Consider the following 14,130-nt stretch of genomic DNA (forward strand, 5'->3'; position numbering starts at 1 on the left):
GTGTTTGCCGCCTTTCTAGTAGTTTAATTGTTTCGCTTTTTCGATGGCATCTTCAATTTTACCGACACTACGGAAGGCTTCTTCTGGCAGATTGTCATGTTTACCTTCAAGAATTTCTTTAAAGCCACGAACTGTTTCCGCAACTGGTACATAAGAACCAGGTTGACCTGTAAATTGTTCAGCAACGTTAAAGTTTTGAGATAAGAAGAATTGAACACGGCGTGCGCGACCAACAAGTACTTTTTCGTCATCTGATAATTCGTCCATCCCTAAAATAGCGATGATATCTTGTAATTCACGGTAACGTTGTAAAATATGTTGCACTTCGGTAGCCACTTCGTAGTGTTCTTCTCCAACAATTTCAGGAGCCAAGGCACTAGAAGATGAAGCTAACGGATCTACCGCTGGATAAATCCCTTGTTCGGTTAATTTACGTTCCAAGTTAGTTGTTGCATCCAAATGGGCAAACGCTGTTGCTGGCGCTGGATCGGTATAGTCATCGGCTGGAACATAGATTGCTTGAATAGAGGTAATTGATCCTTTTTTCGTTGAAGTAATCCGTTCTTGTAATTGTCCCATTTCAGTCGCTAAGGTTGGTTGGTAACCTACGGCTGACGGCATCCGACCTAAAAGGGCAGAAACTTCTGAACCGGCTTGGGTGAAACGGAAAATGTTATCAATAAATAATAGCACGTCTTGTCCTTCCACATCACGGAAATATTCAGCAATCGTTAACCCAGTTAAGGCCACACGCATCCGTGCACCTGGTGGTTCGTTCATTTGACCAAAAACCATGGCTGTTTTTTCAATAACGCCTGAATCTTTCATTTCATAGTACAGGTCGTTCCCTTCACGTGTCCGTTCACCAACACCAGTAAAGACGGAAATCCCTCCATGTTCTTGGGCAATATTATGAATTAATTCTTGAATTAAGACGGTTTTACCAACACCGGCACCACCGAAAAGTCCGACTTTACCACCTTTTAGATAAGGCGCTAATAAGTCAATAACTTTAATCCCTGTTTCTAAAATTTCATTACTGGTACTTAATTCATCAAATGCTGGCGCTTTTTTATGAATCCCACTACGTTCAGCATCTGCAGGGAATGGCGCTTCTAAGTCAATTGTGTCTCCTAAAACGTTAAACACACGACCCAATGTATCTTTACCAACAGGAACTGAAATTGATTTTCCTGTATCGATAACTTCCATTCCACGTTGTAAACCATCTGTCGATTCCATGGCGATAGAACGAATCACTCCATCACCTAGTTCTAAAGCGACTTCAAGTACTACTTTTTGTTTTGCTTCGCCATTTTTATAAACGACTAAAGCGTTGTTAATATCGGGTAAGGATTGATCTAATGAAAATTCCACGTCAACAACGGGACCGATTACTTGAACAATCTTTCCTGAACTCATAATTTCTTTCCTCCAGTCTTCATAAAGTCACACGCTTTGAACGTTTTTATAAACGTTCAAACGTAAGACTAGATTATTCTAGTGCAGCTGCACCAGCAACAATTTCTGTAATTTCTTGGGTAATCGCCCCTTGACGAGCACGGTTATAAGAAATTGTTAAATCGCTAATAATATTTTGCGCATTGTCAGTGGCTGTTTTCATGGCGGTCATCCCAGCAGCATGTTCTGCTGTTTTCGCATCAATGATCGCCCCATAAATTAAGCTTTCTGCATATTGTGGTAATAATTGATCCAAGATTGCTTCAGGTGAAGGCTCTAAAAGATATTCTTGTTCGTAAGAGGTCGCCTCTGATGGATCTAAATCAGTAATTGGCAACATTTTTTCCACACGAAACTGACTCGTTAGTGAGTTAACGTGGTGATTATAACAAACATACAATTCATCAAACACTTCGTTTTGGTACATAGTCGTTGCCGTTGTCACAATCTTACGGACTTCTTCAAACGTTGGTTGATCCGTTAAGCCTCTTAGCTCATAGGAAACATCGATTCCGCGTGCTTTAAAGAAATCCGCCCCTGTACCACCAATAGCGATTAAGGCATATTCTTTATTAGAATCATGGTCTTCTTGAATCATACTCATGGTTTGTTTTAAGATTGAGCTATTGTAGCCACCAACTAACCCTTTGTCAGAAGTGATAACGATATAGCCTGTTTTTTTGACAGGTCGTTGTGCTAACATCACATGATAGTTCCCTTCACTAAGAGAAGATTGTTCTGTTTCACGTAATTCACTTAACTGAGCAGCTACTAAATGCGTAACGACACTACGAATTTTTGAAGAATATTCTTGAAAGCTTTTAGAGGCGCCTTCTGACTTGGTCAATTTGGCTGCAGAAACCATTTGCATCGCTTTGGTAATTTGGCTTGTCTTTTTTGTTGATGCAATGCGTTGTTTGATTTCGTTTAATGAAGCACCCAATGTCGCTCACCTCTCTTATGCGTTATCGATTTTTTCTAAAGCTTCTTTGGCTGAATCTCCGCTGTTGTTTGCCGCTGCAAACATTTCAGAAAACTCTGTAATCGCTGCATCTAATGCATCAGTATCTGGTAAGTCTTTCGTTGTACGAATGGTTTCCAATAAGTCTGCATGTTTGCCATCAAAATAATCGAATAAATCTTGTTCAAAGTGTAAAATTTTATCCACGCTCACGCTATCTAAAAAGCCGTGTGTTAACGCATATAAAATTAAGACTTGTTTTTCTACAGGCAGTGGCGCATGTAGTTTTTGTTTTAAAATTTCTACCGTACGACGACCACGGTTTAATTTAGCTTGTGTTGCCGCATCTAAATCAGAGCCAAATTGTGTAAAGGCTTCTAACTCACGGTAACTAGCTAAGTCTAAACGAAGCGTTCCGGCAACTTTTTTCATTGCTTTGATTTGCGCTGATCCTCCGACCCGAGAAACAGATAACCCAGCATCAACGGCTGGACGAGTGCCTGCATAGAACAAGTCGCTTTCTAAGAAAATTTGTCCATCAGTGATTGAAATAACGTTTGTTGGAATATAAGCAGAAATATCGCCTGCTTGTGTTTCAACGAATGGTAAGGCTGTCATTGAACCACCACCTAATTCATCACTTAATTTAGCTGCACGTTCTAACAAACGTGAGTGTAAATAGAAGACATCCCCTGGATAAGCTTCACGACCTGGTGGACGGCGTAATAGTAGAGAAAGTTCACGATAAGCCACGGCTTGTTTTGATAAGTCATCAAAAATAATTAAGACATGTTTGCCGTTATACATGAATTCTTCACCCATTGCAGTTCCTGCATATGGTGCAATGTAAAGTAATGGTGCTGGTTGTGAAGCCCCTGCAGTCACAACGATTGTATAATCTAAGGCACCAAATTTACGAAGTGTCTCTACTTGGTTACGAACAGTAGATTCTTTTTGACCAATCGCTACATAAATACAAATTACATCTTGTCCTTTTTGGTTAATAATTGTATCAATTGCAATCGATGTTTTCCCTGTTTTACGGTCTCCAATAACCAATTCCCGTTGTCCACGACCAATTGGTACTAGGGCATCAATGGCTTTTAAGCCAGTTTGCATTGGTTCAGCAACAGATTGACGTTGCATAACACCGGGAGCTGTTGCTTCCACAGGACGTGTTTTGTCTGTTTTAATTTCGCCTAAACCATCTAATGGTTGACCTAATGGATTAACAACACGGCCAATCAAAGCTTCCCCGACGGGTACTTCCATGATTTTGCCTGTGCGTTGTACTTTATCTCCTTCACGAATGGTTTCAAAATCGCCAAGGATAATAATCCCTACATCATTTGTTTCTAAGTTTTGTGCCATTCCGTATGAACCGTTTGAAAACTCAACAAGTTCTCCACTCATGGCATTTTCTAAACCGTGGGCGCGGGCAATTCCGTCACCGACGTAAGTGACTGTTCCAACTTCTTCAACAGCAAGCTGTTGTTGATAGTTTTCGATTTGTTCTTTAATCAAGGCACTGATTTCTTCTGCTTTGATAGCCATTCAATTCACCTCTTTGTAGTCCTAAAGATTATTTTAATAACTTCTGCTGCATATGTTCTAATTGTTTGCGGATGCTGCCATCGATTACTTGATGGTTTGCTTCAATAACCACTCCGCCGACAATTGACGGGTCAATTAAATTGACTAAATGCGCTTGTTCATACCCTAATAATTGGGCAGCTTTTTCTTCCATTGCTTGATGTTGTTCTTTTGATAAAGGAATGGCTGTTGTCACTGAACCCAAAATTAGTCCTTGGTGCTCATCATAACGTCGTTCATATTCATCAATCATCAAGAGCAGATCGTACATGCGACGATATTCGTAAACCACTCGCAAAAAGTTTTGCATCATTTCACTAAAACCTGTTACTAGTTTTTCCATGATGCTGTCTTTTTCATAAGGCTCTAAGCGATCATCACTTAAAATATCGCCAATACCAGGTACTTGGTGATAGACTTCGCGAAGCGTCAATAATTCTTGATAAATTGCTTCAGCTTGGTTCTTTTCAACTGCCAACTCAAACAAAGCCTTGCCGTAGCGTTTACCAACTGTATATTTATCTAGTTTCATTTGCTTTACCTAAACTTTCAATATAAGAATCAATCAATGCTTCATGTGCATCTGGTGTTAATTCTTTATTTAAAATTTTGGCTGCAATTTGAAGAGAAAGATCTGCCACTTCATTTTTTACTGAAGACAATGCTTCTTCACGTTCTTGAGAAATATCTGTCCGAGCTTTTTCGCGTAAGCGAGTAACTTCCGCAGTTGTTTCTTTTAATGTTTTTTGGCGAGTCTGTTCTCCACTTTCTTTCGCGTTTTTAATAATTTCAGCTGCTTCTGATCTGGAAGAAAGTAATTGTTGTTGACGTTCTTTTTCCATTTTCGCTGCTGCTACGCGAGATTGTTCTGCAGAGTCTAAATCGTTGGCAATTTTTTCTTCACGTTGTGTCAAAATATCTACGATTGCTCCCCATGCATATTTCTTTAATAAGAGCATCAAGATTAAAAATGCACCACTGACAACAATCATCGTGCCTAGTGTGGTACTAGGAGCCGTTTCACCGACTACCAATATAGTAAGTAGCATGAAGTCTCAACTTCCTTTCTTGCAAAAATCGATTTAGCTTCTTCAACTGCTTTATCACCAGCTATTGAAAAGGCTAAAGATAGAAGAAAGCAGTGACGGTCCCGATAATAATCAGCGTCCTGCCTCCATTTTATTGCTTATCTGAATAAAAGTAATAAAGAAACAACGACACCTAAAATTGGCACAGCTTCGATTAAAGCGACCCCGATAAACATTGTTGTTCTTAATTGACCAGACATTTCTGGTTGACGAGTCATTGACTCGATTGTTTTTGAAATAACTTGTCCGTTACCGATAGCGGCTCCGATAGCTGAACCGAAAATTGCAATTGCTGCTGCGATAAAATTTAATCCTTCCATTGTGTAAAATCCTCCTAAAAGATAATTTTTGTCCTTCGTATTTCTTGATTATTCTTCTGTTTCAATTTTGTGTGACATATAAACCATTGAAAGTGTCACAAAGATAAACGCTTGGATACATCCAATAAAGATTGAGAATGCTACCCAAATCATTTCTAGCGGAATTGCTAGTGGGATAACCCATAATCCAACGCTTGCTACGGTTCCAGCAATCAAGCCCAAGAGAACTTCGCCGGCAAAAATGTTTCCGTACAAACGCAAGCCTAATGTTAATAGATTCGTGAATTCTTCCATTAATTTTACCGGTAGTAAGAAACCAACGGGTCTTAAATAACTATTAACTAGATAGCCTTTAAAACCAAAGCGTTTCATACCAAAGAAGTGTGTTAAGACAATCATCATCATCGCTAACGTTAAGGTTACGATTGGATCGGCGGTTGGACTTTTCCAAACGCTGAGATCGTCGCCCACAACGATTTTTGTAACGAGACCCAAGATGTTTGAAACAAGCACAAACATGAACAGGGTAAACGCCATTAAATGAAAATTGCTCACTTCTTTACGAGGTAAATTGTCTGTAATGATTCCACGAATAAAATCTACTAACCATTCGATGACCGTTTGTTTGCCTTTAGGTCGTAGCTTCATATTTCTCGTACAAGCATAGACAAAGGCGAAAACAATGATACACGTCAACAGCACCATCAAAACAATGGTTCCATCAAACCAAATTGGTCCGATATTGAAGAGTAATTTCTTCTCTTCCAAATCAATTCACCTCTTTTCCAACAATCTTTCAGAAGTTTCATCCTACTCCTGAGTGATAATCCCTGGCAAAGCTATCGTACCACCACTTGTTGATAATTTACAAATAGTTTACTTTTAAAATTTCATGTGTTGAAAATTGGTTGGAAAACCTTTTCCATAAACCAATCTAATGCAGGGTGGTACTGCTTTCCGAAGCGATTAAAAAATGAATCATTTACATTCATTTACTCAACACTTACCAGATTTTACACCTAATCCGAAGAAAGGCAAGCAAATATGCGAAAAAGAATAAATTTACATTTTTAACGTCGGTTATTTTTTAATGTTCGGCTGATTTGTCGGTCAACTTCCTTACGTTTCAAGTCTTCACGCTTGTCGTACTGCTTTTTCCCTTTAGCTAAACCAATCAAAACTTTGGCATAGCCGTCTTTAATATAGACCTTCAAAGGTACTAATGTGATACCTGTATTTTTGGTTTCGCCGATTAACTTATTAATTTGTTTTTTGTGTAATAATAATTTTCTGGTACGTAATGGGTCATGATTAAAAATATTGCCCTGTTCATATGGACTAATATGAACATTATACAAAAAGGCTTCTCCGTTTCGAATTCGTGCAAAACCATCTTTTAAATTGATACGACCATTTCGAATAGATTTGATTTCTGTTCCTTGTAAAACAAGCCCAGCTTCAACCGTATCGATAATTGAATAATCATGTCTAGCTTTGCGGTTTTGTGCGATTAATTTTCCTTCCCCTTTTGGCATAAGCGACCTCCTCTACTTCTTCTTTTTCCCTTTTTTATTTTTTTGTTTCATTGCTTCTTTATAAAAAGGTTGTTTTTTGCCTTTGCCTTTTTTCTTATTTTTCTTTTTCTTACCATCAAATGATTCATCTTTTTTATTTCTTCGTTGATTATTTGAACGAGTTGAAGAATTGGCTTTACCTTTTTTACGTCCTTTTGGTCCTTCGACTGGTGCGACTTCCTCAGCTGAAATCAATTCAAAATCAACTTCTCTTGTTTCTGGATCAGCTTTTTCAACACGGATTTGAACTTTCTGACCAATTTTCAAAGTCATTCCCGTCCGTTCACCAACTAACGCCATATGATTTTCAATAAAGTGGAAATAATCTTGTTTTAAGTTGTTCACGTGAATCAAGCCTTCTATTGTATTAGGCAGTTCCACAAAGATACCAAATTTTGTGACTGAGCTGATAATCCCGTCATACGTTTCTCCCACTTTATCTACCATAAATTCGGCTTTCTTCATGGCGTCCACTTCACGCTCTGCATCAACTGCGCGACGTTCCATACTTGAACTATGATTGGCAATTTCTGGTAATGCTTCGTTCCATTTTTCTTGATTTTTTTCAGATTGATCTTGGCTATAGCTGCGAATCAAACGATGCACAATTAAATCTGGATAACGACGTATTGGTGAAGTGAAATGCGTATAATATTCAGCAGCCAACCCATAGTGTCCGTAGTTGTCTTCTGAGTATTTCGCTTGTTGCATACTTCTTAGCAACATCGTATTGATAACCACTTCTTCCGGCTTATTTTCAACTTGCTCTAAAACTTTTTGTAAATCTTTCGGTGAAATGTTTTCTTTTGTTCCTTTAACAAGAATGCCAAGTACTGCAGCAAAGTCAAAGAAACGTTGCATTTTTTCTTCTTTTGGTTGTTCATGAATCCGATAAATGAATGGCAGTTTTAAGTCATGATAATGACGCGCCACAGTTTCATTCGCTGCCAACATAAAGGATTCAATTAATCGTTCACCCACGCCACGCGTGCGTAAAAGAATATCTTGGGGATGACCATTTTCATCAACTAGGACTTTGGCTTCACGATCTTCAAAAGAAATCGCACCACGGCGCATACGCATCTCTTCTAATATATGGTGCAGCTCGCCCATCTCTTTAAACATGGGAACTAGCTCTTTGTAGCGTTCTAACGTTTCAGGTTTTTGCTCTTCTAAAATTTCATTGACTGCTGTATAGGTCATTCGCTCCGTTGTTTGGATTACACTTTGGAAAATTTCATGCGAAATAACCTCTCCTTCTGGTGTAATTTCCATCTCACAACTCATGGTTAAACGTGGAACATGTGGGTTTAGCGAACAAATCCCATTTGATAATCGCTGCGGAATCATTGGCACAACACGGTCTGTCAAATAGACACTTGTGCCACGTTCATACGCTTCCATATCCAATTGGCTTCCTTCAGTTACATAATAAGAAACATCTGCAATATGCACCCCTAAAAAGAAATTGCCATTTGCTAACTTTTGTACCGTTACTGCATCATCTAAATCTTTCGCATCTTCTCCATCAATCGTCACAATCAACTGATCACGTAAATCCCGACGACCGACTAAATCGCTTTCTGCAATAGTTTCTGGTACTTGGTCCGCTTCAGCCAAAACTTCGTCAGGAAATGCTGTGGGAATTCCATGAGCCACCACGATTGATAAAATATCCATTCCTGGATCATTTTTATGACCAATCACTTGTTTGACTAGTCCTTCCATACTCGTTGGATATTCTTGATCTGGATAATAGGTAATTTCAGCAATGACAATGCTACCATCTACTGGCTTAATCCCTTCAGGTGCAATTGATACAGTATACTGATTCAATTTCTTATCTTTGGGAATCATGTAGCCATACAGTCCCATTTCTGCCATTTCTTCTTCACTATATGCCACAAATTCTCCGACAACTTGGCTCACTGCTCGCTCTTTAATTTCTTTGACTTTACCTTCTGCGCCGCGATCTGAAAAAGGATCCGCATGTTGGATCACGTCGATTAAAACCGTGTCCCCATCCATTGCAAAGTTCGTTGCCTCTTTAGGAATGTAAACATCTGGTTCTTCAGGATCGATGGTTACAAAACCAAAGCCTCGTTCATTTGCACGAAACGTTCCTTCTATTAATAAGTCTTTCATTGGTAACAGGACTTTGCCTTTTTTGTTGAAACTAACTGACTTTTCTCGTTCCATTTGTGCAATGGTTTGCACTAAAATTTTAAAATCTGAACTTTTTTCTAAATTCAAGCCTTGTGCAATTTCTTCCATTGAAAAGCTTTTCTTTTTTTGGCTTTCCATGAAATGTAAAATTTGCTCTTTAATTGTTTGTTTTGTCATTATTTCTCCTCATTCCAAGGTAGTGTTGCTAAAAATTGCACCACATCTTGCTCTAATTGTTTGTGTTCTCCACTCACCGTAATGACATGTCCGCTGTTTGGGTACCATTGTAAGGTCACACGTGCTTGTGTTAGCGCTTGGGCCGTTTGATAGACGCCCATTGGCTCAATCATTTCATCTTTGCCAGCTTGCGCTAAGAAAAGAGGTGCGTGGATTTTGTTTAGTTTGTCAGCCGTCTGACTAGCAATCGTTTCAATCGCTCCTAATTGTTGTTTGACTCGTTGCTCAATCGATTGCAACCGGCTTTGTTGTTCCTCTGCAGGAACTTCTGCGATTTTCATCACATTTTCTGCGTATAATACGAAATTTTCTGGGACTTTATTTTCGACAGGGTAGATCGGTGAACAGAAAAATCCACCACCAATTAATCCTGTTAATTGTTCCGTTAATGCATGCATACTGAAAATCCCGCCCATTGATAAACCAAAAATGGCAATTTCTTGGTAACCTCTTTCTCTCAAAAAAGCGACTGCTTCTTGTGTATCTTGCCACCATTGTTCCGTTGTTTGATCTAAAATATCTTCAGGAACTAGCGTGCCGTGTCCTGAAAAATTAGGCGAATAGACAGTATAATTTTCTTTTTCTAAACGTCTGCTTAACATCCGTACATCATTACTGCTGCCAGAATAAGCGTGTAATAAAAGGACCGCCCGTTTTCCTTTTTCTGAAAATAACGGCTTCGGTAAATTGATTTTTTTTGCCACTTCGCTCACCTCAGCTTCATTCTATCATATTCTCAAAAGAAAACCTTCCGAAATGATAAGTTTCAAAGACTTTTTCAGAAAGAAAAAGAACAGAAAAATAAGTGTCCGCACTCATCTCTCTGTTCTAAACTTGTCATTTTAAAAGATTACGTACTTATTTTGAAGATAAGAACGCCAAAACAAATAATAAAATCATCCAAATTGCGCCAAGAACTGCTGTTGAGCGTTGCATAACAGCTTCAAAACCGCGCGCTTTTTGCTTCCCAAATAATTTATCTGCACCGCCAGTGAAGGCACTTGCTGCACTGTTTTGTTTGCTTGGTTGCATCATAACAGTAATGACGATTAAAACAGATAAAATGATGACCAACGTTAAGATTAGATTATACATGCGTTAATTCTCCTTTTTATACAAATATGCGAAATTCATCTACTTTAATGTAGCATATTTTATCTGTAAACACCAGTGAAATTTAATGTCTTTCCTTATTTGTCTCTAATAGCAACAGCCGCAAGTAGGAATCAGATTTCTACTTGCGGCTGTTGCTAACTTATTTTTTATTTTCTCAATACGTCTCCGTATTCAGGTTTAGTATCAAATTCTTTTTTGGCAAATGGACATAGCGGAATAATTTTTTTATGCTCTTTTCTCGCTTTTTCAACACCGGCTAAAACAAGTTTTTCAGCTAATTTTTGTCCACGATAAGTTGGATCAACAAACGTATGATCAATAATCATCATGCTTTCGCCAGCATCTGACCAAGTCATTTCACCAATTTCTTGGTTTTCATCGTTATATAGAGCAAAACGATTGTTTTCTTCTTTAATTTGCATATTCGTTCCCTGCTTTCCGAATATATTTTAGAGCACCACTTGGACATGAATCTACCACAATCATGTCATTTTCAACACTTCCGTTATCTGGAATAATCCATGGTTTCCGACCAACTTCAAAGACTTCTGGATTTCCACGAACACAATTACCAATATGTTCACAAATATCTTTATTATAAAAGATATCAATTCCTTCCCCAGTATATTTACGGTAGCCTTCTTTTAATAGTTGTTCTTCCGTGACTGGTTGCCCATCTATTTGGTTTCCTTTCATTGCACAATCTCTCCCCTGTAACTTATTAATATTAAAAACGTACCTTTATTTTACCACTAAGCTGGACATTCAGGCAATTAATTGTTCCACCTTACTTGCCAATTCGACGAGCTCGCAAAGCAGATAAGATTGACACAGTGTCCACCACTTCTTGTAGCATAGCCCCGATTAGCGCTGGAATAATCCCGGTACTAGCAATTAGCATTAGTAAAACGCAGATAAAAATTCCGATTAATACAGATTGTTTGGCAATTTTCATGGTATCTTGGGCAATTTCGACCGCTTGGCTGACTTTACTTAAGTCATCTTTTAAAATAACAACGTCAGCAGTTTCACTAGCCGCAGTAGCTCCATGAGCGCCCATAGCAATACCTACGTCTGCAGCAGCAAGCGAAGGTGCATCATTTACACCATCTCCTACCATGATGACTGGATGATTTTCTTTAGGCAATTCTTTTAGAATAGTTAATTTATCTTGTGGTAAACATTCCCCATGTACTTCGGTAATTCCTACTTCTGCAGCAATCGTTTCTGCGACGGATTCTTGATCCCCCGTCAGCATTAAAATTCGTTGAAGATGTAATTGGTGTAATTTTTCCATAGTCTCTTTTGCTTCTGGTCGTACTGTGTCTGTAAAAGTAATTCGGCCTAAATATGTGCCATTACGTGAAATATGAATGGTCGTTTTATCAATTTTTTCAGTTGTTTGAGACTCTTGTGTCACAAAATTCTTTTTACCTACCCGTATCTCAGCACCATCCACAAATGCCTTCACGCCAGCACCAGAAACTTCCGCTAGATCTGTAATATTTTTTAATGGGACATCTTGCTTTCTGGCATAAGCAACAATTGATCTAGCTAAAATGTGACTTGATTCTTGTTCCACGCTTGCTGCCAATCCCACTAATTCAGCAGCAGTTATTTCAGCATTGATTGGTTGGACTTGATCAACAGAAAGTTGTCCTTGCGTAATCGTGCCTGTTTTATCAAACGCAATCGTTTTTGCAGAAGCTAATTTTTCGACCATCGTTCCCGATTTAATAACGACCCCATGACGACTTGAACGACCCATCCCTGCCACTAAAGCAATTGGGGCAGATAGAATTAAAGGACACGGCGAAGCAACAACTAAGACTTCCGCAAAACGCGTCGGACTTTTTGAAACAAACCAAGCAACACCTGCAATTAGGTAGGCAACTAGTGTAAAAGGTACCGCATAGCGGTCTGCTAAACGTACAAAATGAGCTGGACGTGCCGCAGATTCTTTCACTAAGTTCACAATTGTTTGATATTGACTGTCGGCTACAGTTTTTTCAGCAACCATTTTCAAAGAGCCATCACCATTCACGGAACCCGACATTAATTCATCCCCAGGATTTTTTTCAATTGGTTTTGATTCTCCTGTTAATGAAGATTCATCGACTGTTGATGTCCCGGTTTTTACCAAGCCATCAACTGGAACTAGTTCCCCTGGTTTTACTACTAATTCATCGCCAACATTGATTTCCTCAACAGAAACATCTTCTAAATTTTCGCCATTCAAGCGATGAGCTTTTTGTGGCGAGTTATCCAATAATGACTTCAGCTCTTGGTTAGCTTTTCCAGCGGCATAGTCTTCTAATGAATCACCACCAGTCAACATAATTAAAATCATCAAACTGGCCCAGTATTCTCCCACAGCTAAGGTTGCAACGATAGCGGTAATCGCTAAAATATCGACACCATATTTTCCTTCACGTAAGGTTTGAATCATTTCCCAGAACATCATTAACGCCATTACAGAACCTGTTATTAAAATAATGCCATACGCCCAATTCGGCTGATGTAAAATAAATTCAAATAATAATGCCAAAACTCCTGTTATAATTGTAATCCCCAATTTTGTTACATGCTTCATCTCTTTTTCTCTCCCATCATTCACTTTACATTATTGAGCGTACCTTTTCTGTTTTGAAAAAGAAAGTGAAAACGCCTAAATGAAAACGACTTTCATTATCATAGGATAGTTGCTGTAGCAACGTTTACTTTCTGAAAAGTAGTTATGTAAAAAAAACACAGACCATCGTTCATTCGCCGATGGTCTGTGTTTTTATTTCCAAAAATCATCAAAAATTGTAATGGGTAAATGCCGTTTGTGTTGTCCTTTTTTATACCAGTTTTCAATTGTTTGTTGATCTGTTTCCGAGACTTTTTTGCCTTCCAAATAGTCATCAATGGCATCATACGTGACACCTAAGGCAACTTCATCTGCAACTAACGGTTTGTCATCTTCTAGATCAGCTGTTGGTATTTTTAGATACAAGGCTTCTGGTGCCCCAAGTTCTTTCAGCAAAGCTTTTCCTTGGCGCTTATTTAAACGAAATAACGGTAAAATATCCGCTCCGCCATCGCCATATTTGGTGAAGAAAGCTGTCACATTTTCGGCTGCGTGGTCTGTGCCAATTACTGCGCCAGCATTTTCGCCAGCTACTGCATATTGTGTAATCATACGTTGACGTGCTTTCATGTTTCCTTTATTAAAATCGCTAATTTGAACGCCAGCGTTTTCTAGCGAACCAACCATTGCATCCACTGCTGGTTTAATATCCACTCGTAAAGAAACATCTGGCTGGATAAAGGCTAGCGCGGCTTGTGCATCAGCTTCATCTGCTTGCTCACCGTAAGGAAGGCGAATCGCAATAAATTGATACGACATATCTCCTGTTTCTTCGCGCATTTCAGTCATCGCTAATTGTGCTAAGCGCCCAGCTAATGTTGAATCTTGTCCGCCACTAATTCCCAAGACAAAGGTTTTTAAAAAAGGATGTTTAGTTAAATAAGCTTTCAGAAAATCAATACTTTTACGAACTTCTTCTTTTGGATCAATTGTCGGTAAAACACCTAACTCTTGAATGATTTTTTCTTGAAGTGTTGTCATT

The 14,130-nt window shown here is 38.8% G+C and carries 15 protein-coding genes; all 15 read right to left on the reverse strand.

The features are described 5' to 3' along the window. Nucleotides 1–15 precede the first annotated feature (15 nt). Nucleotides 16–1,422 (reverse strand): F0F1 ATP synthase subunit beta, encoded by a 1,407-nt coding sequence (atpD, locus tag IGK27_RS09980; protein ID WP_002356558.1) that lies wholly within the window; start codon nt 1,420–1,422, stop codon nt 16–18. A 73-nt stretch (nt 1,423–1,495) separates the two neighbouring features. Further along, nucleotides 1,496–2,404 (reverse strand): F0F1 ATP synthase subunit gamma, encoded by a 909-nt coding sequence (locus tag IGK27_RS09985; protein ID WP_002359606.1) that lies wholly within the window; start codon nt 2,402–2,404, stop codon nt 1,496–1,498. Nucleotides 2,405–2,419: 15 nt separating this feature from the next. Further along, a complete protein-coding gene (atpA, locus tag IGK27_RS09990) occupies nt 2,420–3,976 on the reverse strand; it encodes a F0F1 ATP synthase subunit alpha (protein WP_002356555.1) in 1,557 nt (518 codons plus the stop codon). Between the two features lie 28 nt (nt 3,977–4,004). Beyond that, nucleotides 4,005–4,547 carry an ATP synthase F1 subunit delta gene (gene atpH, locus IGK27_RS09995; RefSeq protein ID WP_002356554.1) on the reverse strand — a complete coding sequence of 181 codons (543 nt, stop codon included), beginning with the start codon at nt 4,545–4,547 and terminating at the stop codon, nt 4,005–4,007. Next, nucleotides 4,534–5,064, reverse strand: coding sequence for a F0F1 ATP synthase subunit B (atpF, locus tag IGK27_RS10000; RefSeq protein ID WP_002362573.1), 531 nt, complete (start codon nt 5,062–5,064; stop codon nt 4,534–4,536). Before atpF ends, atpH begins: the two co-directional genes overlap by 14 nt. A 137-nt stretch (nt 5,065–5,201) precedes the next feature. Continuing rightward, the gene (atpE, locus tag IGK27_RS10005; RefSeq protein ID WP_002356552.1) at nt 5,202–5,423 is read right to left on the reverse strand and encodes an ATP synthase F0 subunit C; all 222 of its coding nucleotides are present in this window, start codon (nt 5,421–5,423) and stop codon (nt 5,202–5,204) included. Between the two features lie 48 nt (nt 5,424–5,471). Further along, nucleotides 5,472–6,191 (reverse strand): F0F1 ATP synthase subunit A, encoded by a 720-nt coding sequence (atpB, locus tag IGK27_RS10010; protein ID WP_002356551.1) that lies wholly within the window; start codon nt 6,189–6,191, stop codon nt 5,472–5,474. A gap of 302 nt (nt 6,192–6,493) precedes the next feature. After that, on the reverse strand, nt 6,494–6,958 hold the full coding sequence (gene smpB, locus IGK27_RS10015; protein WP_002356550.1) for an SsrA-binding protein SmpB: 465 nt from the start codon (nt 6,956–6,958) through the stop codon (nt 6,494–6,496). Nucleotides 6,959–6,970: 12 nt separating this feature from the next. Next, nucleotides 6,971–9,340, reverse strand: coding sequence for a ribonuclease R (rnr, locus tag IGK27_RS10020; protein ID WP_002356549.1), 2,370 nt, complete (start codon nt 9,338–9,340; stop codon nt 6,971–6,973). Further along, complete coding sequence (locus tag IGK27_RS10025) at nt 9,340–10,113, reverse strand: alpha/beta hydrolase (RefSeq protein WP_002384145.1); 774 nt, start codon at nt 10,111–10,113, stop codon at nt 9,340–9,342. Before IGK27_RS10025 ends, rnr begins: the two co-directional genes overlap by 1 nt. A gap of 145 nt (nt 10,114–10,258) precedes the next feature. Beyond that, entirely contained in the window at nt 10,259–10,495 is a 237-nt protein-coding gene (gene secG / locus IGK27_RS10030; RefSeq protein ID WP_002356546.1) for a preprotein translocase subunit SecG, read from the reverse strand. Nucleotides 10,496–10,662: 167 nt separating this feature from the next. Then, nucleotides 10,663–10,938, reverse strand: a complete 276-nt coding sequence (locus IGK27_RS10035) for a GNAT family N-acetyltransferase (protein WP_002356545.1) — start codon at nt 10,936–10,938, stop codon at nt 10,663–10,665. Continuing rightward, nucleotides 10,928–11,212, reverse strand: a complete 285-nt coding sequence (locus IGK27_RS10040) for a (4Fe-4S)-binding protein (protein ID WP_002356543.1) — start codon at nt 11,210–11,212, stop codon at nt 10,928–10,930. Before IGK27_RS10040 ends, IGK27_RS10035 begins: the two co-directional genes overlap by 11 nt. A gap of 91 nt (nt 11,213–11,303) precedes the next feature. Further along, nucleotides 11,304–13,133, reverse strand: a complete 1,830-nt coding sequence (locus tag IGK27_RS10045) for a heavy metal translocating P-type ATPase (RefSeq protein ID WP_002380658.1) — start codon at nt 13,131–13,133, stop codon at nt 11,304–11,306. Nucleotides 13,134–13,301: 168 nt separating this feature from the next. Then, nucleotides 13,302–14,129 (reverse strand): ammonia-dependent NAD(+) synthetase, encoded by an 828-nt coding sequence (gene nadE / locus IGK27_RS10050; RefSeq protein ID WP_002356540.1) that lies wholly within the window; start codon nt 14,127–14,129, stop codon nt 13,302–13,304. Between the last annotated feature and the right edge of the window lies 1 nt (nt 14,130).

This window comes from Enterococcus sp. DIV0236, assembly GCF_050558525.1.
Lineage (GTDB): Bacteria > Bacillota > Bacilli > Lactobacillales > Enterococcaceae > Enterococcus > Enterococcus faecalis.